Origin of the sequence: Streptomyces tanashiensis, assembly GCF_014648895.1 — a bacterium.
GTDB lineage: Bacteria > Actinomycetota > Actinomycetes > Streptomycetales > Streptomycetaceae > Streptomyces > Streptomyces tanashiensis.
Map to the genome: position 1 here is coordinate 175,058 of NZ_BMRZ01000011.1, position 26,537 is coordinate 201,594.

A 26,537-nucleotide genomic window follows, 5' to 3' on the forward strand; every position below is an offset into this window, starting at 1 on the left:
GTCGCACCGGTACGTCCCGGCACGCGGATCGCGCCTCAGTTCGGGCGCTTCGGCAGATGGCGGTAGCCCGGGTGGACGCCCGGAGTGAGCCCCTGCTGCTCGGCGATCCGGCCCAGGAGCGCCGTCAGCCGGACCCGGTCCTCCTCGTCGAGCGCCGCGAACAGGTCGTCCTCGTGCAGCGCGGCGACCTCGCGGACGCGCCCGAGTGCCCGGCGCCCGTCCTCGGAGACGTACAGCTCGTGGTGGCGACGGTCCTCGGCGCTGCGCCGCCGTTCGACGAACCCCTTCTTCTCCAGGCTGTCGATGAGTGCGACGACCCGGCTCGGGACGACGCCGAGGTCGGTGGCGAGGGAGCGCTGACTCCGTCCCGGCTCCAGGGCGATCATCCGCAGCAGGCCGACGTCCGGCGGCGCGAGGCCGAGTTCGCCGACGCGCTCTCCGAAGCGGCCCGCCGCGTGCGCCCCGAGCTGGGCGAGCAGGAACGCTCCGCCGCTCGGGGGCGGGGCCGCCGCCGCTCCGGGATCTTCCACTGGTTGCCGGTCGCTGCTCACAGAGTTATCGTACGACACAAGAATGATTCTCCACTGTGAACTATTCTCACCACAGAACGGACCATGCCCGTGTCTGCAGAGACCCGCACCCGGCCCGCGGAAGCCCCTCGGAAAGAAGCCCAGGGAGGACCACCGCCCGGTGTGCTCGCCGTGGTGTTCACCGGGCTGTTCCTGGCCGGGCTCGTGCTCAGTACCGTGCTCGCCGACGGCGACCCCTTCCCCTCGCCCTTCGGCGGGACCGGCGAGATCGTGGCCTGGTTCCGCGCCCACCCCGATGCCGTCCAGGTCTCCGGAGCGCTCCAGTTCGCGGCCTCGATCCCGCTGGCCGTCTACGCCGCCACGGTCTCGGCCCGGCTGCACCGACTCGGCGTCCGCGCCCCCGGCGCGACCATCGCCCTGGCCGGCGGACTCCTCGCCGCCGGATTCCTGGCCTGCTGCGGCCTGGTGAGCTGGACCCTGTCCCGTACGGAGGTCCTCGACCTCCCCCCGCTCGTCCGGGCCCTCCAGTACCTGGCCTTCGCCACCGGCGGCCCGGGCCACGTGGTGACGCTGGGCCTGCTGGTGGCCGGGATCGCCGTCCCCGGACTCCTCGCGGGACTGCTGCCCCGCAAGCTCGCCGTGACCGGTCTCGTCCTGGCCGTGATCGCCGAACTCGCCGCCCTCACCCTGCTCTTCGACGGCGCCGCACTGCTGCTGCCGCTCGCCCGCTTCACCTGCCTGGGCTGGCTGATCGCCGCCGGCTTCCTGCTGCCCCGTCGCCGTACCCGCAAGGAGCACTGACATGCCCGAGAAGACGCACGCGAAGACAGAGGGCGCCGAGAGGCCCGCCGAGAACCTGACGGAGAAGCTCGTGCGCTTCCAGCAGCCCGAGAAGACCCTTCGCTACCTGGGCGAGCTGCCCGACACCCGCCTCGCCGGCCTCTTCGGCCTCGACACCGAGACGTACCGGACGCTGCTGCGGGACTTCGACGACCGGACCCGGGACACCGCCGCCGCACTGCTCAAGGACCCCGGGTTCGCCGAGCGGGCCGACCGGCTGCCGTTCCGGCCCGGGCAGCGGATCGTGGCCCTCGGCGAGAGCACCACCGCCGACCGGCTCTCCTGGTTCTCGATCCTGCGCCACCTCCTCCCGGACGGCGTCGAACTCGTCAACCTCGCCGTCTCGGGCTCCACCACCACCCAGGCCCTCGCCCAGCTGCCCCAGCTCGCCTTCCTGCGCCCCGACTGGATCCTGTGCATGCTCGGCGCGAACGACGCCCAGCGGCTGGGACGCGTCGCGGAGGCGGCGGGCACCCGGCTGGTCGGCGAGGCGGAGACCGAGCGCAATCTCCTCGCCCTGCGGGAGCTCGCCGGCCGCGGACTTCCCGCACCGGACCGCTGGATCTGGCTCACCCCGAGCTCCGTGGACCAGGAACGGGCCGACGCCTACCCGCACTTCCGCCGCGCCGGGATCGGGTGGAGGGGCGAGGACATCGACGGCGTCGCCGACTTCCTCCTCGGGCGGCCGGAACGCACGGTCGACACCCGGCGGGCCACCGCCGGACTGCACCTCGACGACGGGATCCACCTCACGCTCGACGGCCAGCGGGCCGTCACCGTCGCCCTCGTCGACGCGCTGGCACGCCCGTCGGAGGCGGGGGCAGAGGCAGAGATGAAGGCGGAGGCGTCGTGAAGCTGATGCTCTTCGGCGTCACCGGCGGTACGGGAGCGCAGCTCCTGGCCCAGGCCCTCGACGCCGGTCACCAGGTCACCGCCGTCGCCCGCGACCCCGCCCGGATCCCGGCCACCGCCCCGGGCACGCGGCTGACCGTCCTGCCCGGCGACGTCCTCGCCCCCGAGGCCTGGCGGCAGGCCGTCACCGGCCACGACGCCGTGCTCTCCTGCCTCGGCAGCACCGACCGCAAGCACCCCACGACCGTCTACTCGCAGGGCACGCGGAACATCGTCGAGGCCATGCGCGCCTCCGGCGTCGGCCGGCTCCTCTGCCTCTCCTCCGCCGGCCTGGAGATCACCGCGGACGTGCCGCTGCCGCAGCGTCTCGTCACCCGGTACGTGATCCAGCGGCTCTACCGGCACGGTTACGCCGACATGGCCCGGATGGAGAGCTTCGTACGGTCGACGGCCGCGGACGGCACCGCATGGACGGTGGTCCGGCCCCCGATGCTGACCGACGGCCCGCTGACCCGTACCTACCGGGCCGCCGAGAGCGGCCGCCTGGAGCGGCTGAAGTCCCTCTCCCGCGCCGATCTCGCGCACTATCTGCTCACCCACGTCGACGACCGCCGCACCCACCGGGCCGTCGTGGAGGTCGCGTACTGACGGCCCTCCGCCGAGAACCCCGCTGACAGCCCTCCGCCGAGAACCCCCGCCGGAGAACCACCGCCGAGAACCTCCGCCGAGAACTCGCGCACTCATATGTGCAGCTCCTCGCACGCCCGTGCGTCCGGTGCGGAAGAATGGTGCGGTGACCTCTCCCTGTTCCCCGCGTCCTTCCGCCCCGGTGGCCCGGCTCATCGCCACCGACCTCGACGGCACGCTGCTGCGCGACGACAAGTCCGTCTCCGAGCGCACGGTCGCCGCCCTCGCGGCGGCCGAGCAGGCCGGGATCGAGGTCTTCTTCGTCACCGGCCGCCCGGCCCGCTGGATGGACGTCGTCAGCGACCACGTCCACGGGCACGGCCTCGCGATCTGCGCCAACGGCGCCGCCGTCGTCGACCTCCACGCGGGAGGCACCTTCCTGGAGGTCCGCCCGCTGGAGCGGCCGGTCGCGCTGGAGGTCGTCAGCGCCCTGCGCGCCGCCGCGCCGGGGACGTCCTTCGCCGTCGAGCTCACCACCGGCATCCACTACGAGCCGCTGTACCCGCCGTTCTTCCTCGACCCCGGCGCGACCGTCGCCACCGCCGAGAAGCTCCTCTTCGAGGAGGAGCCCGGCTCGGCCGCTCCGGTGCTCAAGCTGCTCGCCCAGCACCCCGAGCTCGACCCCGACGCGTTCCTCGCGATCGCGAAGGAGGCCGCGGGCGACCGGGCCTCCTTCACCCGGTCCAGCCCGACCGCCCTCATCGAGATCAGCGCGCTCGGCGTCTCCAAGGCCTCCACCCTGGCCCTGTGCTGCGCCGAGCGCGGCATCGCGGCCGAGGAGGTCGTCGCCTTCGGCGACATGCCGAACGACATCGAGATGCTGAGCTGGGCCGGCCGCTCGTACGCGATGGGCAACGCGCACCCCGACGTCATCACCGCCGCCTCGGGCCGGACGGTCGGCAACAACGAGGACGGGGTGGCCGTCGTCATCGAGGAGCTGGTCGCCGCGGCTCTCGAAGCCCGGCAGCAGACCGCGTAGAGCGGCAGCGAGGCCCCAGCGGGAGACCGACCCCGGCCATGATCCGCCGGACCGGCCCTAGAGCGGGGCCTCCCACACCACGGTCGTTCCGCCGCCGTCCTCGCCCAGGCCCGGGGCGCACCAGCTCGCGCCGCCCAGCGACTCGGCCCGGCGGGCCAGGTTGCGCAGGCCGCTGCGCCGCCCGCCCGCCGGGATGCCGATGCCGTCGTCGGCGACCGAGAGGCGCACCCCGGCGGAGCCGTCGGGCAGGGTGACGCCGGCGTCGACGACCACCTCGATACGGCTCGCCTCCGCGTGCCGGAACGCGTTGGAGAGCGCCTCCCGCAGAGCGGCGATGAGGTTCTTCCCGGTGAGCTCCCCCACGGTCGAGTCGATCGCGCCGAGGAAGCGGTGCGCGGGCTTGAAGCCGAGCGGCACGGCCGCCATGTTGATCTCCCGCAGGACGCGGGTGCGCAGCCCCGACGGGGCCTCGGCGGGGCCCTGCTGGAGCGCGAAGATCGCCGTCCGGATCTCCTGGATGGTCACGTCCAGCTCGTCCACGGCCTTGCCCACGCCCTCGCGCACGGCCGGCACGATCGACTTGCGCTGGGCGCTCTCCAGCATCATCCCGGTGGCGAAGAGCCGCTGGATCACCAGGTCGTGCAGGTCGCGGGCGATCCGGTCGCGGTCCTCGTAGACGGCGAGGCGCTCCCGGTCGCGCTGCGCGTCGGCCATCATCAGGGCGAGGGCGGCCTGTGAGGCGAACTGGGTGGCGAGCGTCCGCTCCGCCTCGGTGAACTGCCGGGCGCCCCGCACCCGGGGCGTGGCGAGCGCGCCGAGGACCCGGCCGCCGCTCTGCAGCGGCAGCATCATGCTCGGCCCGTACGAGGACGTCAGCCGGCTGATCATGCGCGGGTCGGTCGAGGCGTCGGCCACGAAGACCGCCTCGCCCTCCAGGAGCTCCTTCACGACGGCGCTCTCGGGCGGGATCACCACGCCCAGCGACTTCGTGGACCGGGGCGAGGAGACAGCGACGATCTCCAGACCGCCCTCCTCGGCGGGGAGCAGCACGATCCCGGCGTCCGCGTCGGCCAGCCGACGGGCCTGTTCGGCGACGACCGTGAGGGCGTCGTCCGCGTCGCCGCCGGAGAGCAGCGCGGTGGTGACGGCGACCGAGCCGTCGATCCACCGTTCGCGCTGCCGGGCTGCCTCGTACAGGCGGGCGTTGCCGATCGCGATGCCGGCCTCGGTGGCGAGGACCCGGACCATGTGCACGTCGTAGTCGTTGAACTCGCCGCCGCCGTGCTTCTCCGCGAGGTAGAGGTTGCCGAAGATCTCGCCCTGGACCCGGATGGGGACGCCGAGGAAGGTCCGCATCGGCGGGTGTCCGGGCGGGAAGCCCGCCGAGCGGGGATCGGCGGAGAGGTCGGCGAGGCGGATGGTCTGCGGGTCGCGGATCAGCGCGCCGAGCAGGCCCGCGTGGCCGTCGGGGCGGTGGCCGATCCGGCGGGCCGTGTCCTCGTCGACGCCGAAGGTGACGAAGTCGGACAGGCCTTCGCCCTCGTCGTCGACGACGCCGATCGCGGCGTAGCGGGCGTCGGCGAGTTCGGCGGCGGTCTCGCAGATCCGGTCGAGGGTGGAGTGGAGTTCGAGGCCGGTGCCGACCGAGCGCATGGCCTCCAGGAGCTGCGGCACACGGGCGGTGAGTTCCGTGGAGAGCCCCTGGAGGCTGCGGGTGGCCCGGGTGGCGGCTTCCAGGGGGTCCGGGGCACCTTCCGGCGGTTCCGAGGCGGCTTCCAGAGGGTCCGGGGCATCGGACGCGGCGGCGGTCATGGGCTTGAGCCTAGTAAGTCCTATTTGGCGAGAAAAGTCGGCCGGGTGGTGGTGCCGGCCAGCCGATCGGTCTCGCGCTCCTGCTCCAGCATCCGGCGCAGCGGGCCGTCCGCCGCCGCGAGCTCGGCGTACGGGCCGCGCTGCACGGTCCGGCCCTCGGCGAGGACCACCACCTCGTCGACGGCGTCGAGGCCGTGCAGCCGGTGGGTGATGAGGACGGTGGTGCGGCCCTCGGTGGCCCGGAGCAGATCGTCGGTGAGCGCGTCCGCGGTGGCCAGGTCCAGGTGCTCGGCGGGTTCGTCGAGGACGAGGACCGGGAAGTCGGCGAGGAGGGCGCGGGCGAGCGCGAGGCGCTGCCGCTGCCCGCCGGAGAGCCGGGAGCCGTGCTCACCCACGAGGGTGTCGAGTCCGGCGGGCAGCCCGTCGACCCAGTCGAGCAGCCGGGCCCGGCGCAGTGCCTCGCGCAGCTCCTCGTCGTCCGCCCCGACCTTGGCGAGCCGCAGGTTCTCGCGGACGGAGCTGTCGAAGAGGTGGGCGTCCTGGGCGCAGAGCCCGACGAGCCGCCGGACCGCGTCGCCGTCGAGCTCCCCCGCGGGCACCCCACCGATCCGGTACACGCCGTGCTCCACGTCCAGGAACTTCAGCAGCACCTGGGCGAGCGTGGTCTTGCCGGAGCCGGAGGCGCCGACGACCGCGACCCGCCGCCCGGCCTCCAGGGTGAGCGCGAAGCCGTCGAGCGCGAGCCGCTCCTGCCCGGCGTGCCGGGCCGAGAGCCCGTCCAGCTCCAGCGGGAACGGGACCTCCGGGGGCGCGGCGGGCGTCCGCGGCTCGTGTACGGGGACGGGGGCGTCCAGCACCTCGAAGACCCGCTCGGCGCTGCGCTTGACGCGCTGCCGGTACTGGACGGCGAGCGGAAGCCCGGTGACGGCCTCGAAGGCGGCGAGCGCCGTCAGGACGACCACGGCGAGGACCACACCGTCGAGCCGTCCGTCCCGCACGGCCTGGACGCCGACGAGCGCGGCGGCCGCGACGGTCAGACCGCAGACCAGGGCCGAGAGACCGGCTCCGAGCGCGGTGGCGGCGGCCTGCCGGGAGGCGATGGAGCTGAGGGTGCGGTCGGCGTCCCGGGCGCGCTCGATCCTGCCCCGGAGCGCACCGGCCACGGTCAGTTCGGCGCAGCCGCGCAGCAGATCGGCCACGGCGGTCGCCAGGGTGCCGCGCGCGGGGGAGAGCCGGCGCTCGGCCCGGCGGGCGAGGGCTCCGCCGGCCGCCGGTACGGCGATCCCCGCGACCAGCAGGCCCACGGCGAGGACGGCGCCGGCCTCGGGCAGCAGCCAGGCGGTGAACCCGGCCGAGGCGATGCCCACGAGGAGTGCCGTGCCCACCGGGAGCAGCCAGCGCAGCCAGTAGTCCTGGAGCGCGTCGACGTCCTGGACGAGCCGCGCGAGGAGGTCGCCGCGCCGGGTGCGGCGCAGTCCGGCGGGGGCGATCCGCTCCAGCCGCCGGAAGACGGAGACGCGCAGGTCGGCGAGCATCCGCAGGACGGCGTCGTGCGAGACGAGACGCTCGGCGTACCGGAAGACGGCCCGGCCGATGCCGAAGGCGCGCGTGGCGGTGAAGCCCATCATCAGGTAGAGGATGGGCGGCTGTTCGGAGGCCCGCGAGATGAGCCAGCCGGACACGGCCATGAGCCCGACGGCGGACCCGAGGGCCAGGCCGCCGAGCAGCAGCGCGAGCGCCATCCGCCCCTTGAGTTCCCCGGCCATGCTCCGCACCCGCGCGAGCACGGACCTCCGGACCGTTTGCGGCTCCTCCGCCGGCCCGGCGGTGGGCGTCCGTTCCTCGGCGGCCGGAGCGGTGGGGCTGAGGCCCTCGGCGGACCCGCCACCTTCCGCGGTCCCCGCGCCCGTGGCATCCGCGCCTACCGCGCCGCCGCCCAGCGTCACCACCCGGTCGGCGACCGCGAGCAGCGCGGGCCGGTGCACGACCAGCAGCACGGTCCGCCCCGCCGCGAGGCGACGGACCGCCTCCACGACGCCCGCCTCCGTCGCGCCGTCGAGCGCCGCCGTCGGCTCGTCGAGCAGCAGCAGGGGCCGGTCCGCCAGGAACGCCCGGGCGAGCGCGAGCCGTTGCCGCTGCCCCGCCGAGAGCCCCGTGCCGTCCTCGCCGAGCACGGTGTCGAGCCCCTGCGGCAGCCCCGCGACGAACCCGTCCGCCCCGGCGTCGCGCAGGGCGTCCCGTACCGCCTCGTCGGAGGCGTCCGGCCGGGCCAGCCGGACGTTCTCGGCGACCGTCCCCGCGAAGAGGTACGGACGCTGCGGCACCCAGGCGATCCGGGACCGCCACGCCTCCAGGTCGAGCGCCGTCAGGTCGGCGCCCCCGACCCGTACGGAACCGCCCTCCTCCGGCACCGCGAACCCGAGCACGACATCGAGCAGCGTCGACTTCCCGACCCCGCTCGGCCCGACCAGGGCCACCGTCTCGCCCGGCTCGACCGTCAGCGTCGCCGCGTCCAGCGAGGCCTCGGCGCGTCCCTCGTGACGGACGGTCACGCCGTCGAGCTCCAGCCGTACGGACTCCGGGACGGCCGCCGTGCCGCCGTCCCGTACCGGCTGTTCCAGGACGTCGAAGATCTCCTCCGCCGCCGCGAGCCCCTCCGCCGCGGCGTGGTACTGCGCCCCCACCTGGCGCAGCGGCAGGTACGCCTCGGGAGCCAGGATCAGGATGACGAGCCCCGTGTACAGCTCGAGCTCGCCGTGGACGAGGCGCGTGCCGATGGTCACGGCGACGAGTGCGACCGACAGGGTCGCCAGGAGTTCCAGGGCGAAGGAGGAGATGAAGGCGATCCGCAGGGTGCGCATCGTCGCCTGGCGGTACTCCGAGGTGATCGCGCGGATCGACTCGGCCTGGGCCTTCGCCCGGCCGAAGATCTTGAGGGTGGGAAGGCCGGCCACCACGTCCAGGAAGTGCCCGGAGAGCCGCGAGAGCAGCTTCCACTGCCGGTCCATCCGGGCCTGGGTGTACCAGCCGATGAGGATCATGAAGATCGGGATGAGCGGCAGCGTGACGACGATGATCGCCGCCGAGACCCAGTCCTCGGTGACGATCCGGGCCAGGACCGCGGCCGGCACGACCACCGCGAGGCCGAGCTGCGGCAGGTAGCGGGCGAAGTAGTCGTCGAGGGCGTCCACGCCCCGCGTCGCGAGGGCGATCAGCGAACCGGCCTTCTGGCCGCTCAGCCACCCGGGCCCGAGGGCGGCCGCGCGGCCGAGGAGCCGGCCGCGGAGCTCGGACTTGACCGCCGCGCTCGCCCGGTGGGCGGCGAGCTCGGTCAGCCAGGAGACCAGCCCCCGCGCCACCGCGACTCCGGCGAGCAGCAGCAGGGGCGTGGTCAGGTCGGAAACCGACTGGGCCTTCTGGAAGGCCCCCACCACGATCTCGGCGATGAGCATCGCCTGGGCGATGACCAGCGCCGCTCCGACGAGGCCGAGCACGACCACCGCGATCAGGAAGAGACGCGTGGCCCTGGCGTATCGGAGCAGGCGCGGATCGATCGGTTTCACGTGAAACATGCCCCTCTGGAGAGCGTCGGCCCTAGTGGGCGTCGGCGATGTGCTGCGTACCGATGCGCTTGCGGAACACCCAGTAGGTCCAGCTCTGGTAGAGCAGCACCAGCGGGGTCGCGATCGCCGCGCACCAGGTCATGATCTTGAGCGTGTAGGGGCTCGACGACGCGTTCGTCACGGTAAGGCTCCACTCGGGGTTGAGCGAAGACGGCATGACGTCCGGGAAGAGGGCGAGGAAGAGCATCGCCACCGCCGCGGCGATCGTGATGCCCGAGAGCGCGAACGACCAGCCCTCGCGCCCCGCCTTGATGGCGGCGATCGCGCCGACGAGCGCCACCGCGGCGACCAGCATCGCCGCGAGGCTCCAGCTGTCTCCCGTGTCGACCTGGGTCCAGATCAGGAAGCCCAGGGCGAGGACCGCCGTGACCAGACCCAGCTTGAGCGCGAACGCCCGTGCCCTCGCGCGGATGTCCCCGACCGTCTTGAGCGAGGCGAAGACCGCGCCGTGGAAGGTGAAGAGCGTGAGCGTGACCAGGCCGCCGAGGAGCGCGTACGGGTTGAGCAGGTCCCAGAAGCTGCCGACGAACTCCATGTCCGCGTCGATCTTCACGCCCCGGACGATGTTGCCGAAGGCCACGCCCCAGAGGAACGCGGGGATCAGCGAGGTCCAGAAGATCGCCTGCTCCCAGTTGCGCTGCCAGTTCTCCTCGGGCCGCTTCACCCGGTACTCGAAGGCGACGCCCCGGATGATCAGGCAGACCAGGATGATCAGCAGCGGCAGGTAGAAGCCGGAGAAGAGCGTCGCGTACCACTCGGGGAACGCGGCGAAGGTCGCTCCGCCGGCGGTGAGCAGCCACACCTCGTTGCCGTCCCAGACGGGTCCGATGGTGTTGATGAGGACCCGCTTCTCGACCCGGTCACGGGCGAGCAGCTTGGTCAGGATCCCGACCCCGAAGTCGAAGCCTTCGAGGAAGAAGTAGCCGGTCCAGAGGACGGCGATGAGTACGAACCAGACGTCGTGGAGTTCCATGCCTCGATCTCCTGAGCCTCAGTACGAGAAGGCCATGGGGCGGTCGGGGTCACGAGAGTCCCCGCCGATCTTGGTGGGCGGGTTGAGGTCGTCCTCGGTGAGCTCCGGCGGGCCCGCCTTGACGTACTTGACGAGGAGCTTGACCTCGATCACGGCGAGGGCGGCGTAGAGCGCCGTGAAGATGATCATCGAGGTGAGCACTTCGCCGGTGGTGGTGCCGGGGGAGACCGCGTCACGGGTGCGCAGCACGCCGTAGACGACCCAGGGCTGGCGGCCCATCTCGGTGAAGATCCAGCCCCAGGAGTTGGCGATCAGCGGGAACGCCATCGTCCAGAGGGCGACGATCCAGTACCACTTGCCCAGGCGGGGGCTGAGCGCCTTCCGCTTGAACAGGACCAGGTTCGGCACCTCGTCCTCACCGGTCCTCAGCCCCGGTGCCAGCATGAACTTCTTCCGCGTCAGCCAGAGACCCAGCATGCCGATGCCCAGGGAGGCCATGCCGAAGCCGATCATCCAGCGGAAGCCCCAGTAGGCGACGGGGATGTTGGGCCGGTAGTCGCCGGGCCCGAACTTCTCCTGCTCGGCCTTGTTCACGTCGTTGATGCCCGGGACGTACGAGCTGAAGTCGTCGTTCGCGAGGAAGGACAGCAGGCCCGGGATCTCTATGGCGACCGTGTTGTGGCCCTTCTCGACGTCGCCGTAGGCGAAGACCGAGAAGGGCGCGGGGGCCTCGCCGTCCCAGAGCGCCTCGGCGGCGGCCATCTTCATCGGCTGCTGCTTGAACATGACCTTGCCGAGCAGGTCGCCGCTGATGGCGGTGCCGAGGCCGGCGATGATCAGGGTGATCAGGCCGAGCCGCAGCGAGGTCCGCATGATCGGGATGTGCTTCTTGCGCGCCAGGTGGAACGCGGAGATGCCCACCATGAACGCTCCGCCGACCAGGAACGCCGCCGTCATCGTGTGGAAGAACTGCGTGAGCGCGGTGTTCTGGGTGAGCACGAGCCAGAAGTCGGTGAGCTCCGCCCGTCCGCGCTCCTCGTTGATCCGGTAGCCCACGGGGTGCTGCATCCAGGAGTTGGCGGCCAGGATGAAGTACGCGGAGAGGATCGTGCCGATCGACACCATCCAGATGCAGGCGAGGTGGATCTTCTTCGGCAGCTTGTCCCAGCCGAAGATCCACAGACCGATGAAGGTCGACTCGAAGAAGAAGGCGATCAGCGCCTCGAAGGCGAGCGGGGCGCCGAAGATGTCGCCGACGAAGCGCGAGTAGTCGGACCAGTTCATCCCGAACTGGAACTCCTGCACGATTCCGGTGACCACGCCCATGGCGATGTTGATCAGGAAGAGCTTGCCCCAGAACTTCGTCGCCCTGAGGTACTTCTCGTTCTCCGTGCGCACCCAGGCGGTCTGGAGCCCGGCGGTGAGCGCGGCGAGGGAGATCGTCAGGGGGACGAAGAGGAAGTGGTAGACGGTGGTGATGCCGAACTGCCAGCGCGCCAGAGTCTCTGGCGCCAGAGCGAGGTCCACTGCGTTTTCTCCTTACATCGCCGTGGTCACATCGGCAGTTTGCCCTGTTAATCCCACAAATTTCGGGAAGAACAGGACACGCTTGTGAACGCGTTCACATTCACAAGCAATTATGGCTCATACGAAATCCGTACCTTCAGTCGGGGTCCCCCTGCCGAAGGTCGCCTCTTCCCAGGACCTTCAACATATTGTTGAATCCGGGGCATGACCCTTCGGATACGCATCATCTGGCCGGCCGGACACACCACGGCCACCCTGGAGGAGACCCCCACGAGCACGGCGCTCGCGGGAGCCCTCCCGATCTCCTCCACCGCCCGGACCTGGGGCGAGGAGGTCTACTTCGACACGCCGGTCTCCGCCTCGGTCGAGGACGGCGCGCGCCAGGTCGTCGAGCCCGGCACCGTGGCCTTCTGGACGGAGGGCGACGCGCTCGCCCTCCCCTACGGCCCCACCCCGATCTCACGGGGAGAGGAATGCCGGCTCGCGAGCCCCTGCAATCTGCTCGGGGCGCTCGACGGAGACCCGCGGATCCTGGCCGGCGTCAGGGACGGCGACCCGATCCGCGTGGAACTCGTCTCGGACTGATCAGCCCTTGCGGAAGCCCTCCGCAGCCTTCAGGAACAGGTCGTTCGCCTCGGTCTCACCGATCGTGACGCGCACTCCCTCGCCCGCGAACGGCCGCACCATCACGCCGTGCCGCTCGCACTCCGCCGCAAAGTCCATGGTCCGCTCGCCGAGCCGCAGCCAGACGAAGTTCGCCTGGGTGTCCGGCACGGTCCAGCCCTGGGCCACGAGCCCCGCATGGACCCGCTCGCGCTCGGCCACCAACGAGCCCACCCGCCCGAGCAGTTCGTCCTCGGCCCGCAGCGAGGCCACCGCCGCGTCCTGCGCCAGCTGGCTCACGCCGAACGGCACCGCCGTCTTGCGCAGCGCCGCCGCCACCGGCTCGTGGGCGACCGCGAAGCCGACCCGCAGCCCCGCCAGGCCGTACGCCTTGGAGAAGGTGCGCAGCACCGCAACGTTCGGCCGGTCCCGGTAGAGCTCGATGCCGTCCGGGATGTCGGTGTCGCGGACGAACTCCCGGTACGCCTCGTCGATCACGACCAGGACGTCGGAGGGCACCCGGTCCAGGAAGCGCTCCAGCTCCGCCCGGCGCACCGCGGTGCCCGTGGGGTTGTTGGGGTTGCAGACGAAGATCAGCCGGGTCCGGTCGGTGATCGCCTCCGCCATCGCGTCGAGGTCGTGCACCTCGCCCTCGGTCAGCGGCACCTGCACCGAGGTGGCGCCGCTGATCTGCGTGATGATCGGGTACGCCTCGAAGGAGCGCCAGGCGTAGATCACCTCGTCGCCCGGGCCCGAGGTGGACTGGAGCAGCGACTGCGCGACACCGACCGAGCCGGTGCCGGTGGCCAGGTGCGACACGGGCACGCCGAACCGGTTCGCCAGCTCCTCCGTCAGGCCGGTGCAGGCCATGTCCGGGTACCGGTTGAAGTTCGCGGCGGCGGCCAGCGTGGTCTCCATGACCCCCGGCAGCGGCGGGTACGGGTTCTCGTTGGAGGACAGCTTGAAGGCCACGGGACCGCCCGCGGCGGCCGGCTTGCCCGGCTTGTAGGTGGGGACGCCGTCCAGCTCGGCGCGCAGCTTGGGGCTGCCGGTGCTCGTCCCGCTGGTCTCGCTCACAGTGTGGCCTCCTCGACCGTCCGTACCGCCAATACTGCTCACCTTAAGAGGATTCGCCTCCGCTGCGAATGGGCTGTGGACAACAGGAGGGACACGCTGTGGAAACGGCCGCTCGCCCGCACCCGGCGAGGGGGAGCGCGCGTCCGGGTGGCGTGCGCCGGTGGCGGGCGCCGTGGCGCGCATCCCCCGTAGAGGTGAGTTGAGACCTCTTCGAGACCTCGCCCCCTCGCCAGGCCTACGCCGTTCGATGGGCATAGATCGCACGCCGTTGGCCGTAACTACCTTTGATTCCACGCCCTTTGAGCCTTTTCGATCATGCAGAAACGTGCCTGTCAACGCCTGCATATGCGGCCGTCCCGACCGCCCCTCATCGCCCTACTATCGGCTCGCCATGACAGCAGCAGGGAAGCACCAGGTGAGCCGGGCACAGACCCGGGGAAGCCGGCAGGGCCGGGCAGGCATCCGGGACGTGGCCGCCGCCGCCGGGGTCTCCATCACGACTGTCTCCGACGCGCTCAACGGCAAGGGCCGACTCCCGGACGCCACCCGCCGCCACGTCCGCGAGGTCGCCGACAGGCTGGGCTACCGCCCATCCGCGGCGGCCCGCACGCTCCGTACCGGCAAGTCGGGACTCATCGGCCTGACCGTGACCACGTACGGGGATGAACCTTTCACCTTCACCGAATTCGCGTACTTCGCGGAGATGGCCAGAGCAGCCACATCGGCGGCACTCGCCCGGGGCTACGCCCTGGTCATCCTCCCCGCCACCTCCCGCCATGACGTCTGGTCGAACGTCGCCCTCGACGGCACCGTCGTCATCGACCCCTCCGACCACGACCCGGTCGTCACCGAGCTGGTCCGCCAGGGCCTGCCCGTCGTCTCCGACGGACGCCCCGCCGGCACCCTCCCGGTCACCGCCTGGGTCGACAACGACCACGAAGCCGCCGTCCTCGACCTGCTCGACCACCTCGCCGACGCCGGCGCCCGCCGGATCGGCCTCCTCACCGGAACCACCACCGACACCTACACCCGCCTGTCCACCACCGCGTACCTCAACTGGTGCGAGCGGGTCGGCCAGGACCCCGTCTACGAGGCCTATCCGGCGCACGACCCGTGCGCGGGCGCCGTCGCGGCCGACCGGCTGCTCGCCCGCCCCGACCGCCCCGACGCCGTGTACGGCCTCTTCGACCCCAACGGAACCGACCTCCTCGCGGCCGCCCGCCGCTACGGACTGCGCGTCCCGGACGACCTGCTGCTGGTCTGCTGCAGCGAGTCGACCGTCTACGCCACCACCGAACCGCCCATCACGACGCTCTCGCTCAAACCGCGCCGGATCGGCACGGCCGTCGTCCAGCTCCTCATCGACGCCATCGAGGGGATCGACACCGACGGTCCGGTCGAGCAGGTGATACCGACCGAACTCATCGTCCGCACCTCCTCGCAGCGGCGTTCGCCGCGCACCACGGTCAGCCCGCCGCGCTCACCCGCGAAGGACTGATCCCACGGGCGGCGGCGCCCGAACCCGCCGTCATCCGACCCGCCGTCCCCGCCCCTGCCCGTGGGCAGGGACGGCGAAACCGGTCACCGTACCGGCCTCAACCCTGGACTGGACCTTCTCAATTCGGGCGAAACAACCGGTTAACCCGGAGTGGACCCGGATTCACCACCCCTGGTGCGTCACACAGGAGGACGCTCATTCCTATGATGGGCGGACGACACCGCGGACCACCCCGACCAGGCCGGTCCGCGATGTGCAGGGCATCGCGACGGTGGTGGAGGGGTCGATGACTCAGGGGGCCGGTCAGGAGCCCGTGGTACGCACGGCGACATTGCGTGACTTCCGCGTACCGCCGTACGCCCGCGTGCCCGTGCAGGGCCATGCCGCCGAACCGCCCTCCCCGGAGGAACCGCCGGTGGCTCCGGCCGTCGAGCACGTGCCGGCCGAACACCCGGCTCCCGCCGAACACCCGGTGTCCGCCGTGCCCCTGCCCCCGGTCGCCCCCTCACCGGTCGAGGCCGTCCGGGTGCCGACCCCGCCGGCCGAGGCCCTCCCAGCCGCGTCCGTACCGGCACCGCCCGCCGTGTCCGTACCGGCACCGCCCGCCGTGTCCGTACCGGCACCGCCCGCCGCACCGCCGGCCCCCGCGTCCGTACCGGCGCCGCCGGCCCCCGCGCCCATGCCCGCCGATCCGACCCTGCACCTGGGCCACCGCCTCGCTCCGGCGTACGCGGGAGCGGCCGCCTCCTCCATCGTCTCCGTCGCCACCGGCCACCCCGGCAACGCCTTCCCCGAGGGACAGGCGCCCGAGGGGTACACCCCGACCGAGCGCGACCTCCCGGTCATCAAGCGCGGCGACACCGTCCAGGTCCCGGTCACCCCCGAGCCGGCCCCCGCCCCGGAACCCGCGAACGGCGACGGACCCGGCCCCCTCTACGTCGTCGGCGACGTCCACGGCTACCTCGACGAGCTCCTCGCCGCCCTCCGCGCCCAGGGCCTCATCGACGAGAACGGCAGCTGGTCCGCGGGCAACGCCCGGCTCTGGTTCCTCGGCGACTTCACCGACCGCGGCCCCGACGGCATCGGCGTCATCGACCTCGTCATGCGCCTCTCCGCCGAGGCCGCCGCCGCGGGCGGCTACTGCAAGGCCCTCATGGGCAACCACGAGCTGCTGCTCATCGGCGCCAAGCGCTTCGGCGACACGCCCGTCAACTCCGGCGCGGGCACCGCCACCTTCCAGGCCGCCTGGCTGCTCAACGGCGGGCAGAAGTACGACATGGACCGGCTCCAGGACGTCCACCTCCAGTGGATGTCCCGGCTGGACGCCGTGGTGCGCGAGGACGACCACCTCCTCGTGCACTCCGACACCACCGCGTACCTCGACTACGGACAGACCATCGAGGACGTCAACGACACCGTCCACGAGATCCTCAACCGGAACGACGCCGACGAGGTCTGGGACGTCTTCCGGAAGTTCACCAAGCGCTTCGCGTTCCGCGACGACGCCGGACCGCAGGCCGTCCAGGAGCTGCTCTCCACCTACGGCGGCAGCCGGATCGTCCACGGTCACAGCCCCATCCCGTACCTCCTCGGCCAGGTCGGCACGGAGGACGGCGAGGACAACGGCGGCCCGGTCGTCGACGGACCGCACGTGTACGCCGACGGTCTCGCCATCGCCATGGACGGCGGAGTGACCATGGCCGGAAAGCTACTGGTCGTCCAACTCCCCCTGAACGGCTGACGCATAACCCTGCGCATCCGGGGAAGTCGATTTCCGGAAACACCCTGTCAGGCCGTGGCGTCACCGCAATACCATCGGGTCATCCGTAGCAGGCTCTCCTCCGTTTCCGCCCAACCGACCGTTTCCCACGGCTGATCCGGGCCTACGGAGCATCGGGGGATGCACATGAACGTGGCTCCGCACCTGCTGACCGAGGACCGCGCCGAGTACGAGCGGCTCCTCGACGACGCACTGAGCACCGCCCACGCACGTCCGGATCTCGCCGGAGTCGGAACGCGGCTCACGGTCGCGCAGCTGCGCGCCATGACGCTGAACGCGACAGCGCTCGTCACCACCGCCGCGGCGAGCGAGTACGACCACTTCGTGAAGGTCCGCGAGCAGAGCCGGGCCCCCGCCGCGCCCCGCGCTCCCCTGGCGGACCCCGGCACGGGCGGCGCCGGCGTCGTCGCCATCGTCACCGTGATGGTGCCGGTCCTCGCGGGCACCGCCGCCGCGATACTCCTGCTGGTCGGGGCCGTCCTGCACGCCCTCGCCCCCACGGTGGTGTTCGGCGGGACCCTGCTGACGGCCGGCTTCGTCTTCGCCGCCCTCGCCGCCGCCGGCCTGCTCAGCGCGGGCGCCGGACTCCTCCTGACCGCCCTGCGCAACAGCCCGGCCGCGGCGGACGGGACCGCCGCGGCCGACGACGAACTCTCCCGCGCCCGGGAGGCCTGGCGCCACGCCCTCCTGGAGCGCGGCATCCTCCCCTTCGTCAGGGACGCCCTCGCCGCGACCGCACCACCGGACGCGACGAAGCCCTGAGGGGCGCGGGGCCCGGGACCTACTCGGCCAGCGGCAGGTAGACGCGGTTGCCGCTCGCCGCGAACTCCTTCGACTTCTCCGCCATCCCGGCCTCGATCTCCTGCTGCGTACCGCCGTGCTCACGCCGGATGTCCTGGGAGATCTTCATCGAGCAGAACTTCGGACCGCACATCGAGCAGAAGTGCGCGGTCTTCGCGGGCTCCGCGGGGAGCGTCTCGTCGTGGAACTCGCGCGCGGTGTCCGGGTCGAGCGCCAGGTTGAACTGGTCCTCCCAGCGGAACTCGAACCGCGCGTCCGACAGCGCGTCGTCCCACTCCTGCGCGCCCGGGTGCCCCTTGGCGAGGTCCGCCGCGTGCGCCGCGATCTTGTACGTGATGACGCCCGTCTTCACGTCGTCCTTGTTCGGCAGGCCCAGGTGCTCCTTGGGCGTGACGTAGCAGAGCATCGCCGTGCCCCACCAGGCGATCATCGCCGCGCCGATGCCCGAGGTGATGTGGTCGTACGCGGGCGCGACGTCCGTGGTCAGCGGGCCGAGCGTGTAGAACGGCGCCTCCTCGCAGATCTCCTGCTGGAGGTCGATGTTCTCCTTGATCTTGTGCATCGGGACGTGGCCCGGGCCCTCGATCATCGTCTGCACGTTGTGGCGCTTGGCGATCGTGTTCAGCTCGCCGAGGGTCTTCAGCTCGGCGAACTGCGCCTCGTCGTTGGCGTCCGCGATCGAGCCGGGGCGCAGACCGTCGCCGAGCGAGTACGTGACGTCGTACGCCGCCAGGATCTCGCAGAGCTCCTCGAAGTTCGTGTAGAGGAAGTTCTCCTTGTGGTGCGCGAGACACCAGGCGGCCATGATCGAGCCGCCGCGCGAGACGATGCCGGTCTTGCGGCGCGCGGTGAGCGGCACGTAGGGCAGGAGCACGCCGGCGTGGACCGTCATGTAGTCGACGCCCTGCTCGGCCTGCTCGATGACCGTGTCCTTGTAGATCTCCCAGGTCAGGTCCTCGGCCCTGCCGTCGACCTTCTCCAGGGCCTGGTAGAGCGGCACGGTGCCGATCGGCACGGGGGAGTTGCGCAGCACCCACTCGCGGGTGGTGTGGATGTTGCGGCCGGTGGAGAGGTCCATGACCGTGTCGGCGCCCCACTTGGTCGCCCAGGTCATCTTCTCCACCTCCTCCTCGATGGAGGAGGTGACGGCGGAGTTGCCGATGTTGGCGTTGACCTTCACCAGGAACCGCTTGCCGATGATCATCGGCTCGATCTCCGGGTGGTTCACGTTCGCCGGCAGCACCGCGCGGCCCGCGGCGATCTCCTCCCGTACGACCTCGGGGGAGACGTTCTCGCGGATCGCCACGTACTCCATCTCCGGGGTGATCTCCCCCCGGCGGGCGTACGCGAGCTGGGTCACCGCCTGGCCGGAGCGGCCTCGGCGCGGCAGGCGGGGGCGGCCGGGGAAGACGGCGTCGAGGTTCTTCAGCCCGCCGCCGCGCGGCGAGGTGTGCTTGATGCCGTCGTCCTCGGGGCGGGCCGGGCGGCCCGCGTACTCCTCGGTGTCACCGCGCGCGATGATCCAGTTCTCGCGCAGCGGCGGAAGGCCCCGGCGGACATCGGTGTCGATGGCGGGGTCGGTGTACGGCCCGGACGTGTCGTACAGCGTGACGTCCTTGCCGTTGGTGAGGTGCACCTGGCGGACGGGCACCCGGAGGTCGGGGCGGGAGCCCTGGACGTACCCCTTGTGCCAGCCCGGCGTGCGCTCCTGCCCGTCGGTCTGGTTCTGGTCGGAGGCAGGCGTGCGTGCATCCTGAATGGTCATGAGACCGATCTCCCTACGCCGGCATTACCCGGTAACAGGTTCGGCGGTCGGCGCAGCCTCCTCCCGTACGTGCGTACGGTGATCAGCGCCCTCTCAGCCCGGTGCTCCGAGCTCCCGCGTGTGCAAAGGTGCCACCACGCTAGCGTCATCCCTGGCGTGCTGAACAGTGGGCCCCCATCGTTCTTGCGATGATCGGTCGGTGACTTCCCCCCAACAGACCCCCGAGCCGCACGGACACGCCCACGGGCACGGACACGGTTCCGGGCACGGTTCCGGACCCTCCCACGGGCACGGAGGCGGGCACGGCCACAGCCACGGTCACGGGCCCGCCGCCCCGGTCTCACGGCATCTGCGCAAGGTCATCGCCGCGGTCCTGATCCCCTTCGCCACCGCCGTCGTGGTCGGGCTCGTGGTCCTGTGGCCCGGCGGCACCCCGGCGCACGAGCGCACCGGAGTCGGCTTCGACCGGCAGACCGAGCAGGGCGAGGTCGTCTCCGTCGAGCACGTCGACTGCAAGGACGTGAACGCCGCCCAGGTCCCGCCGACCGGCGACACCTCCACTCCGGAGGGGCGCGAGGCGGTCAACGCCCAGCAGGGGCAGTGCGGGAAGGCGACGGTCGAGGTCACCAGCGGCCCGGACAAGGGCCGCAGGTTCGTCGAGATCGTGCAGCCGGACGCGCCGCGGCAACTGCACGAGGGCCAGGGCGTGGTGGTGGCGTACGCCCCCGACGCCCCGCACGACCTGCAGTACTCGGTGACCGATGTGAACCGGAAGGTCCCGCTGGCGGTGCTCGCCGGGATCTTCGCCGTCGTCGTGGTGCTCGTCGGCCGCATGCGCGGTGTGATGGCGCTCATCGCGCTCGCCGCGAGCTTCCTGGTGCTGACGCTCTTCATCCTGCCGGCGATCCTGGAGGGGTCGAATCCGCTGGTCGTGGCGGTGGTCGGGTCGAGCGCGATCATGCTGATCGCGCTCTACATGTGTCACGGGCTCTCGGCCCGCACCTCGGTCGCGGTGCTCGGCACGCTGATCTCGCTGATGCTGATCGGTCTGCTCGGCTCGGTCTTCATCGACTGGGCGTCGCTCTCCGGCAACACCGACGACAACACCGGCCTGATCCACGGCCTGTACCCGGAGATCGACATGTCGGGCCTGCTCCTGGCCGGGATCATCATCGGATCGCTCGGTGTGCTCGACGACGTGACGGTCACCCAGACCTCGGCCGTGTGGGAGCTGCACCAGGCCGATCCGGGCATGGGGCCGCGCCGCCTGTACCGGGCGGCGATCCGGATCGGCCGCGACCACATCGCCTCGGTCGTGAACACGCTGGTGCTCGCCTACGCGGGTGCCGCCCTGCCGCTGCTGCTGCTGTTCTCCATCGCGCAGAGCAGCATGGGGACGGTGGCCAACAGCGAGCTGGTCGCCGAGGAGATCGTCCGGACGCTGGTCGGTTCGATCGGTCTGGTGGCGTCCGTCCCGGTCACCACGGCGCTCGCGGCCCTGGTCGTCTCCGCCGACCGGCCGTCGCCCGAGGGCGGGAAGCCCGCGGCGGTGCGGGGAGGGCGGCGCCGCCGCGCCAAGTGAGGCGTGCGTGCCGAAGGTTCGGGCCGGCCCGGCTCGGGGAGGGTCCGGCTCGAACGGGACAGCCGCTCAGGCGGGGCGTGTTCAGGCTGGTGCGCGTACAGGCGGAGGCCTGCTCAGGCAGGTGCCCGCTGGGCGGGGCCTGTTCAGGCAGGGCCGGCGTTCTCTTCGGCCAGAATCCGGCCCAGTGCGGCCTCCAGGTGATCCTCGAAGTCACCGAGTGTCCGTTCCTGACCGAGCGGAACCAGCTTGTCCGTTCGGTCGAGGAAGGCGACCAGAGGCGGCGCGCTGGCCCGGAAGAGCGCGCGATCGCCCCCCACCTGGAGCCGGATGGAGACGTCCGAGAGCCCCTCCGGCTCCGTGGGAGCGATGTGCACATCCCCGTCCCCACTCGGCCGGTTGATCCCGTCGAGCAGCAGTTCCCTTCCGAACGCCCAGGTCACAGGCGCGTCTCCGGGAAGGTGGAAGGTCATCCGCACCGCGTAGGGATCCCGGGTCTCATATCGGAGTTCGACCGGGATCTTGAAGGAGAGCTCCTCGGAGACGAGGAAGCTCATCAGGACCTCGGCCTGAACCGACTCTCGCATCATGTACCCCGCAGTAGATGAAGCAGTTGTGTAAACACAGCTGCTGAAAGCTGTGACCGAAACGGCCAGGAATGATCCCCCGTGGCCCTCTTGACGCAATCGTGCTGTACGCGCTAGCAGATCACAAGGAGTGATTTTTCAGATACTGATAGAGAACGCGAGGGAACTGAAGAGCCTCCCGATCTCCGTGCGTAGCCGCTCGACTGCTGGGAGCAACCGTTCTTCCTGGTGAAGGGGGAGGGAAATGGCCATCGTGGCCGCCGCGGAGCCCGCGGTGATGGGGATCGCGGCACAGACCGTGCCGAGTGCATATTCCTGACGCTCCACCACGGGTTCCATTCGCCCCAAACTGCCCAAACGCTCCAAAAAGGCGCGCTGGTTACGCACCGTGTACGGAGTGATGGCTTCCACCGGGTGGCGGTCGAGGTGGTCTTGACGAGATTTCAGATCGAGTTGACTCAGCAGGCACTGCCCGATCGCGTGCGCGTGCGCGGTCTCGCGGAAATCGGCCCATTCCTCCACTGCGGGGGCGGAAGGGGTGTCGGCGACCGCGACGAGTTCGATCTCCCCCTCGCGGTAGAGGGCGAAGTAAATGGGTACACCGATCTCGTCCCGCCAGTGGGCGAGGGAGTCTTCGATCTTGATGCGACGATTCTGCACGTCTCCGCCGCCGGCCAGTCGGACGGCGGCGTCGCCCAGGACGAACACACCCTTGTCGCGGACCAGATAGCCCTCGTGCGTCAGGGTGCGGAGCAGGTGGTACGTGGTGGGCAGCGGAAGGCCCGTCTCACGGGCGAGCTGTTTGGCCGGAGCGCCCTCCGCATGGGAGGCCACGGCCTCCAGGAGTCTCAGCGCTCGCTGCACCGAGCCGATCAGGGTAGGCGCAGCCGTCTGCGTAGCCATGGCCAAAGGTCACCCCCAGGCGTGACGACGGGTGCATCGCACCCGCCCGCGGGGGCCGCCCCCGCGCGCCCGCCGGGCCTGGGAAACCGCTGGTCAGCACGGAGGTCTACGCCTGTAGTCCCCAACACGGCGGAGAGATTCCACTCTAGTGGCAGCCCCAGGGCCCATACCCTGATTCGACCAGCGCGTTCCCCCGCCCGGGCTAATGCCCACCATCGGCTTCATACCGATGAGTAGCTTGTGCTACCAGTCCTCGCGCGACTTGCCGGAGGAGCTGAACTTCCGGACGACGTAGATCAGTCCGGCGACGAGGGCCGCGAAGAGCAGCACCTTGAAGAGCAGACCGACCACGAAGGCCAGGACGCTGGTGATCAGCCCGCCGAAGACGATCAGGGCGAGGGCGGGTATGGCGACCCACTTCACCCACCAGGGCATCCCCGCGAGAATCTCCTGTACGGCCATCGTCCCTACCTCGCTCTCGAAGAACCGCCCGGCACGCTGTGCGCCGAACACCCTCAAGGCTAGGGGCGGGAGGAAGCCCGTGGGGGTCCCGCGGCCCCCGCTCTCCCCTGATCCACCCCCTAGGGGCTCGGGGTCCTCCGACCCTCAGCCCTCCGGGGGCGAGAAGACCACCATGACCCGCAGGTCCTCGCTGATGTGGTGGAACCTGTGCTCCACCCCGGCCGGCACATAGACCACGCTGCCCCGCGCCACCTGGGTCGTCTCCGTCCCGACCGTGATCGCCGCCCGGCCGCTGACCACGAAGTACACCTCGTCCTGGCCGTGCGGCCGCTGAGGGTCGAGCTCTCCGGCGTCCAGCGCGTACAGGCCCACCGACATGTTCCGCTCCCGCAGGAACTGGAGGTACGCACCCTTGTTCGCGGCGCGCTCCGCCTCCAGTTCGTCCAGCCGGAATGCCTTCATCGCCTGCTCGCCCCTGCCTGTGCCCGATCACGTCTGCCACGATCAGACACATGAAGAATTTCGTAGTCAAGACGCTCGCGAACGCGGGCGCCCTGGGAGTCGCCATCTGGCTGCTCCAGGACATCACCCTCACCGGTGAGAGCACCGGCAAGAAGGCCCTGACCCTCATTCTCGTCGCCCTTGTCTTCGGACTGGTGAACGTCCTGGTCAAGCCGATCGTCAAACTGCTGACGCTTCCGCTCTTCATCCTGACGCTCGGCCTGATCACCCTGGTGGTCAACGCCCTGATGCTGCTCCTCACGTCCTGGCTGGCCGATCTGTTCAACCTCAGCTTCCATGTGGAGGGCTTCTGGACCGCCGTTCTGGGCGGCCTGATCATCTCCGTCGTCTCGTGGGCGCTGAACGTCGTGCTCCCCGACGGCGACTGAGGGGCGACCATGGCCTACCGCGTCTGCTTCGTCTGCACGGGCAACATCTGCCGCTCGCCGATGGCCGAGCACGTCTTCCGCCGCCGGGTGGAGGAGGCCGGCCTCGACGGTCTGGTGGTGGTCGACAGCGCCGGCACCGGAGGCTGGCACGAGGGCGACGGCGCCGATCCGCGCACGGTCTCCGTGCTCGACGAGAACGGATACACCTCCGAGCACACCGCCCGGCGGTTCCGGTCCTCGTGGTTCCCCGCCCTCGACCTGGTGATCGCCCTGGACGAGGGGCATCTGCGGGAGCTCCGGGAGCTCGCCCGCACCCCCGACGAGGCGGCGAGAATACGACTCCTGCGCTCCTACGATCCGGCCGCCGGGGCCGGGCTCGACGTCCCCGACCCCTACTACGGGGGCCGCGAGGAGTTCGAGGAGTGCCTGGAGATGGTGGAGGCCGCGAGCGAGGGACTGCTCGCGGCCGTACGTGCGGAACTGGAGGACAGGACACCGTGACGGACGACCGACTCGGCGACGGCACACGGGCGGTACGGGCGGGGCTGCCCGAGCCCGTGAAGTACGAACCGACCCTGCCGGGGCCGGTCTTCGCGGCCCACTTCCACCTGCCGGGCGAGCCGACCGGCCCGTACACCTACGGCCGCGACGAGAACCCCACCTGGACCCATCTGGAGCGGGCGATCGGCGAGCTGGAGGCGCCGGGGGAGGAGAACGTGGAGACCCTGGTCTTCGCGTCCGGCATGGCCGCGATCTCCGCCGTCCTCCTCTCCCAGCTCAAGACCGGCGACGCGGTGGTGCTGCCGTCCGACGGCTACCAGGCCCTGCCCCTGCTGCACGAGCAGCTGCGGGCGTACGGCGTCGAGGTCCGCACCGCGCCGACCGGCGGCGACGCCCAGCTCTCCGTACTCGACGGGGCCAGGCTGCTGTGGATCGAGACCCCGTCCAACCCCGGTCTCGACGTCTGCGACATCCGCCGTCTGGTGCGGGAGGCGCACGCGGCCGGGGCGCTCGTCGCCGTCGACAACACCCTCGCCACCCCGCTCGGCCAGCGCCCGCTCGCCCTGGGCGCGGACTTCTCCGTCGCCAGCGACACCAAGGGCATGACCGGGCACGGTGACATCCTGCTCGGCCATGTGAGCTGCCGGGATCCCCGACTTGCGGCGGAGGTACGGCGCTGGCGCAAGATCGTCGGCGCGATCCCCGGTCCCATGGAGGCCTGGCTCGCCCACCGCTCGCTCGCCACGCTCCAGCTGCGGATCGACCGGCAGTGCTCCACCGCGCTCACGCTGGCGAAGACGCTGGCCGAGCGCGCGGACGTGACCGGGCTGCGCTACCCCGGGCTGCCCGACGACCCCTCGCACGCGGTGGCCTCCCGGCAGATGCGGCGTTTCGGCCCGGTGGTCTCCTTCGAACTGGCGGACCGGAAGCGGGCCGAGCGGTTCCTGGAGGAGCTGCGGCTCGTCGACGACGCCACCAGTTTCGGCGGTGTGCGCTCCACGGCGGAACGGCGCGGGCGCTGGGGCGGGGACGCGGTCGCGGAGGGCTTCATCCGCTTCTCGGTCGGGGCCGAGGACCCGGAGGACCTGATCGCCGATGTGCTGCGCGCCCTCGACGAGGCCGGGAGCGCGAGCTGACCAGGGGCTGAGCGCACGGACCGAGGGCGCTCCGAGCCTCCCCCCTCGTGGCTCGGAACGACCTCGGTTCCACGCGCGGAGACCGCCTGCACAAGGCTAGTTGACTGTGCGTCAGTGTCCAATCACGGTAGCGACAGCGACCTATCGACTTATTTATAGTTGGACGGTCCTGAGGCGCAGTCAGCCGACCGCCTGAGTCGAACGGCCGCACGGCCGGGAGGGGGCGGACATGGATCTGGCCCTGCTGCGCACGTTCGTCACGGTGCACCGGGCCGGCTCCTTCACCCGCGCCGCCGCACTCCTGGGCCTCTCCCAGCCCGCCGTCACCAGCCAGATCCGGACGCTGGAGCGCCAGCTGGGGCGGCCGCTCTTCCTCAGACAGGCGCGCGGAGTCACCGCGACCACCATCGGCGACGAACTCGCGCACCGCGCGGCGCCCCATCTGGACGCCCTGGTGGAGATCGCCGAGACCGGCCTCGACGAGCAGAGCGGCGTCCGCACCCTCCATCTCGCCGGGCCCCCGGAGTTCACCGCGCTCCGGGCGCTGCCCGCCCTCACCCCTCTGGTCGGCCAGGGGCTCGCCGTGCGGGCCTCCTTCCTCGGCGACACGGACGAGATCCTCGACGGGCTCGCCGCGGGCCATCACGATCTGGCCATCTCCACCGCCCGCCCACGCGGCGGTCTGCTGGTCTCCACTCCGCTCTGCGACGAGGAGCACGTCCTCGTCGCGGCCCCACGCTGGGCCGCCCGGCTCTCCCCCGAGGTGCTCATGGGCGAGGGCGCGGTGCTCCTGGAACAGCTGCCGGTCGTCGAGGTGCACGAGTCGCTGCCCTTCGTCTCCCGCTACTGGGCGAGCGTCTTCGAGACCAAACCGGCGGCCGCCGCGACCGTCATCGCCCCCGACCTGCGGGCCGTGCGGGATTCCGCCGCCTCCGGCGCGGGGCTCGCCGTCCTGCCGCGCTATCTGTGCGAGGAGGCCCTGCGGCAGGGCCGGCTCGTGGCACTGCTCGAACCCCCGGTCCCTCCGCTCCGGACCTACTTCCTCGTCGCGCGTACGGGGACGCTCGCGCTGTCCCCCCTCGCGCGGGCCCACGAGGAGCTGCTGCGGGCGGCCGGGGCCTGGTGAGTTTCA

At 71.4% G+C, this 26,537-nt stretch carries 24 protein-coding genes; 13 read left to right on the forward strand and 11 right to left on the reverse strand.

What is annotated here, in order from left to right:
- Nucleotides 1–35: 35 nt before the first annotated feature.
- Nucleotides 36–551 (reverse strand): MarR family winged helix-turn-helix transcriptional regulator, encoded by a 516-nt coding sequence (locus IE237_RS28045; RefSeq protein WP_189804904.1) that lies wholly within the window; start codon nucleotides 549–551, stop codon nucleotides 36–38.
- Nucleotides 552–692: 141 nt separating this feature from the next.
- Between IE237_RS28045 and IE237_RS28050 the strand changes: the two genes are divergently transcribed.
- From IE237_RS28050 to IE237_RS28065, 4 genes are all read left to right on the forward strand, one after another.
- A complete protein-coding gene (locus IE237_RS28050) occupies nucleotides 693–1,331 on the forward strand; it encodes a hypothetical protein (protein ID WP_189804905.1) in 639 nt (212 codons plus the stop codon).
- 1 nt (nucleotide 1,332) lies between these two features.
- Nucleotides 1,333–2,223 (forward strand): SGNH/GDSL hydrolase family protein, encoded by an 891-nt coding sequence (locus IE237_RS28055; RefSeq protein WP_189804906.1) that lies wholly within the window; start codon nucleotides 1,333–1,335, stop codon nucleotides 2,221–2,223.
- Between the two features lie 5 nt (nucleotides 2,224–2,228).
- A complete protein-coding gene (locus IE237_RS28060; RefSeq protein ID WP_229842939.1) occupies nucleotides 2,229–2,870 on the forward strand; it encodes an NAD(P)-dependent oxidoreductase in 642 nt (213 codons plus the stop codon).
- Between the two features lie 145 nt (nucleotides 2,871–3,015).
- Nucleotides 3,016–3,888 (forward strand): Cof-type HAD-IIB family hydrolase, encoded by an 873-nt coding sequence (locus IE237_RS28065; protein ID WP_189804908.1) that lies wholly within the window; start codon nucleotides 3,016–3,018, stop codon nucleotides 3,886–3,888.
- Between the two features lie 57 nt (nucleotides 3,889–3,945).
- On the opposite strand, the gene IE237_RS28070 is transcribed toward IE237_RS28065, so the two are convergent.
- From IE237_RS28070 to IE237_RS28085, 4 genes are read right to left on the reverse strand one after another with little or no spacing between them, the layout of a single operon-like run.
- Nucleotides 3,946–5,700 (reverse strand): GAF domain-containing sensor histidine kinase, encoded by a 1,755-nt coding sequence (locus tag IE237_RS28070; protein WP_229842928.1) that lies wholly within the window; start codon nucleotides 5,698–5,700, stop codon nucleotides 3,946–3,948.
- A 20-nt stretch (nucleotides 5,701–5,720) separates the two neighbouring features.
- Nucleotides 5,721–9,263: a thiol reductant ABC exporter subunit CydD gene (gene cydD / locus IE237_RS28075; protein WP_189804909.1), complete on the reverse strand. Its 3,543-nt coding sequence runs from the start codon at nucleotides 9,261–9,263 to the stop codon at nucleotides 5,721–5,723.
- A 31-nt stretch (nucleotides 9,264–9,294) separates the two neighbouring features.
- Nucleotides 9,295–10,296: a cytochrome d ubiquinol oxidase subunit II gene (gene cydB, locus IE237_RS28080; RefSeq protein WP_189804910.1), complete on the reverse strand. Its 1,002-nt coding sequence runs from the start codon at nucleotides 10,294–10,296 to the stop codon at nucleotides 9,295–9,297.
- 18 nt (nucleotides 10,297–10,314) lie between these two features.
- Nucleotides 10,315–11,823, reverse strand: coding sequence for a cytochrome ubiquinol oxidase subunit I (locus IE237_RS28085; protein WP_189804911.1), 1,509 nt, complete (start codon nucleotides 11,821–11,823; stop codon nucleotides 10,315–10,317).
- A gap of 204 nt (nucleotides 11,824–12,027) precedes the next feature.
- On the opposite strand from IE237_RS28085, the gene IE237_RS28090 reads away from it, so the two are divergent.
- Nucleotides 12,028–12,408 (forward strand): cyclophilin-like fold protein, encoded by a 381-nt coding sequence (locus IE237_RS28090; RefSeq protein WP_189804912.1) that lies wholly within the window; start codon nucleotides 12,028–12,030, stop codon nucleotides 12,406–12,408.
- Here the strand turns inward: IE237_RS28090 and hisC are convergent, their stop codons facing one another.
- Nucleotides 12,409–13,503, reverse strand: a complete 1,095-nt coding sequence (hisC, locus tag IE237_RS28095; RefSeq protein WP_189804913.1) for a histidinol-phosphate transaminase — start codon at nucleotides 13,501–13,503, stop codon at nucleotides 12,409–12,411. It abuts the gene before it with no gap.
- 391 nt (nucleotides 13,504–13,894) lie between these two features.
- On the opposite strand from hisC, the gene IE237_RS28100 reads away from it, so the two are divergent.
- From IE237_RS28100 to IE237_RS28110, 3 genes are all read left to right on the forward strand, one after another.
- Nucleotides 13,895–15,001 (forward strand): LacI family DNA-binding transcriptional regulator, encoded by a 1,107-nt coding sequence (locus tag IE237_RS28100; protein WP_041130217.1) that lies wholly within the window; start codon nucleotides 13,895–13,897, stop codon nucleotides 14,999–15,001.
- 286 nt (nucleotides 15,002–15,287) lie between these two features.
- Nucleotides 15,288–16,742: a metallophosphoesterase gene (locus tag IE237_RS28105; protein ID WP_189804914.1), complete on the forward strand. Its 1,455-nt coding sequence runs from the start codon at nucleotides 15,288–15,290 to the stop codon at nucleotides 16,740–16,742.
- A gap of 159 nt (nucleotides 16,743–16,901) precedes the next feature.
- Nucleotides 16,902–17,543, forward strand: a complete 642-nt coding sequence (locus IE237_RS28110) for a hypothetical protein (protein WP_189804915.1) — start codon at nucleotides 16,902–16,904, stop codon at nucleotides 17,541–17,543.
- 19 nt (nucleotides 17,544–17,562) lie between these two features.
- Here the strand turns inward: IE237_RS28110 and thiC are convergent, their stop codons facing one another.
- Entirely contained in the window at nucleotides 17,563–19,347 is a 1,785-nt protein-coding gene (thiC, locus tag IE237_RS28115; protein ID WP_229842929.1) for a phosphomethylpyrimidine synthase ThiC, read from the reverse strand.
- Between the two features lie 199 nt (nucleotides 19,348–19,546).
- Here thiC and IE237_RS28120 point away from each other — a divergent pair, with 199 nt between their 5' ends.
- Nucleotides 19,547–20,929, forward strand: coding sequence for a YibE/F family protein (locus tag IE237_RS28120; protein WP_189804916.1), 1,383 nt, complete (start codon nucleotides 19,547–19,549; stop codon nucleotides 20,927–20,929).
- Between the two features lie 143 nt (nucleotides 20,930–21,072).
- Here IE237_RS28120 and IE237_RS28125 read toward each other — a convergent pair whose 3' ends face one another.
- The 4 genes from IE237_RS28125 to IE237_RS28140 form a co-directional block, all read right to left on the reverse strand.
- On the reverse strand, nucleotides 21,073–21,513 hold the full coding sequence (locus IE237_RS28125) for an SsgA family sporulation/cell division regulator (RefSeq protein WP_189804987.1): 441 nt from the start codon (nucleotides 21,511–21,513) through the stop codon (nucleotides 21,073–21,075).
- 138 nt (nucleotides 21,514–21,651) lie between these two features.
- The gene (locus IE237_RS28130; protein ID WP_189804917.1) at nucleotides 21,652–22,416 is read right to left on the reverse strand and encodes an IclR family transcriptional regulator; all 765 of its coding nucleotides are present in this window, start codon (nucleotides 22,414–22,416) and stop codon (nucleotides 21,652–21,654) included.
- Between the two features lie 243 nt (nucleotides 22,417–22,659).
- Nucleotides 22,660–22,878 (reverse strand): DUF5326 family protein, encoded by a 219-nt coding sequence (locus IE237_RS28135; protein ID WP_189804918.1) that lies wholly within the window; start codon nucleotides 22,876–22,878, stop codon nucleotides 22,660–22,662.
- A 144-nt stretch (nucleotides 22,879–23,022) separates the two neighbouring features.
- On the reverse strand, nucleotides 23,023–23,340 hold the full coding sequence (locus IE237_RS28140; RefSeq protein ID WP_041130210.1) for a cupin domain-containing protein: 318 nt from the start codon (nucleotides 23,338–23,340) through the stop codon (nucleotides 23,023–23,025).
- Between the two features lie 50 nt (nucleotides 23,341–23,390).
- Here IE237_RS28140 and IE237_RS28145 point away from each other — a divergent pair, with 50 nt between their 5' ends.
- The 4 genes from IE237_RS28145 (at nucleotide 23,391) to IE237_RS28160 (ending at nucleotide 26,531) form a co-directional block, all read left to right on the forward strand.
- On the forward strand, nucleotides 23,391–23,768 hold the full coding sequence (locus IE237_RS28145) for a phage holin family protein (protein ID WP_189804919.1): 378 nt from the start codon (nucleotides 23,391–23,393) through the stop codon (nucleotides 23,766–23,768).
- A gap of 9 nt (nucleotides 23,769–23,777) precedes the next feature.
- Nucleotides 23,778–24,269: a low molecular weight protein-tyrosine-phosphatase gene (locus tag IE237_RS28150; protein ID WP_189804920.1), complete on the forward strand. Its 492-nt coding sequence runs from the start codon at nucleotides 23,778–23,780 to the stop codon at nucleotides 24,267–24,269.
- On the forward strand, nucleotides 24,266–25,405 hold the full coding sequence (locus IE237_RS28155) for a cystathionine gamma-lyase (protein WP_189804921.1): 1,140 nt from the start codon (nucleotides 24,266–24,268) through the stop codon (nucleotides 25,403–25,405). The genes IE237_RS28150 and IE237_RS28155 overlap by 4 nt, the downstream gene beginning before the upstream one ends.
- 229 nt (nucleotides 25,406–25,634) lie before the next feature.
- Nucleotides 25,635–26,531 carry a LysR family transcriptional regulator gene (locus IE237_RS28160; RefSeq protein ID WP_189804922.1) on the forward strand — a complete coding sequence of 299 codons (897 nt, stop codon included), beginning with the start codon at nucleotides 25,635–25,637 and terminating at the stop codon, nucleotides 26,529–26,531.
- Nucleotides 26,532–26,537 lie beyond the last annotated feature (6 nt).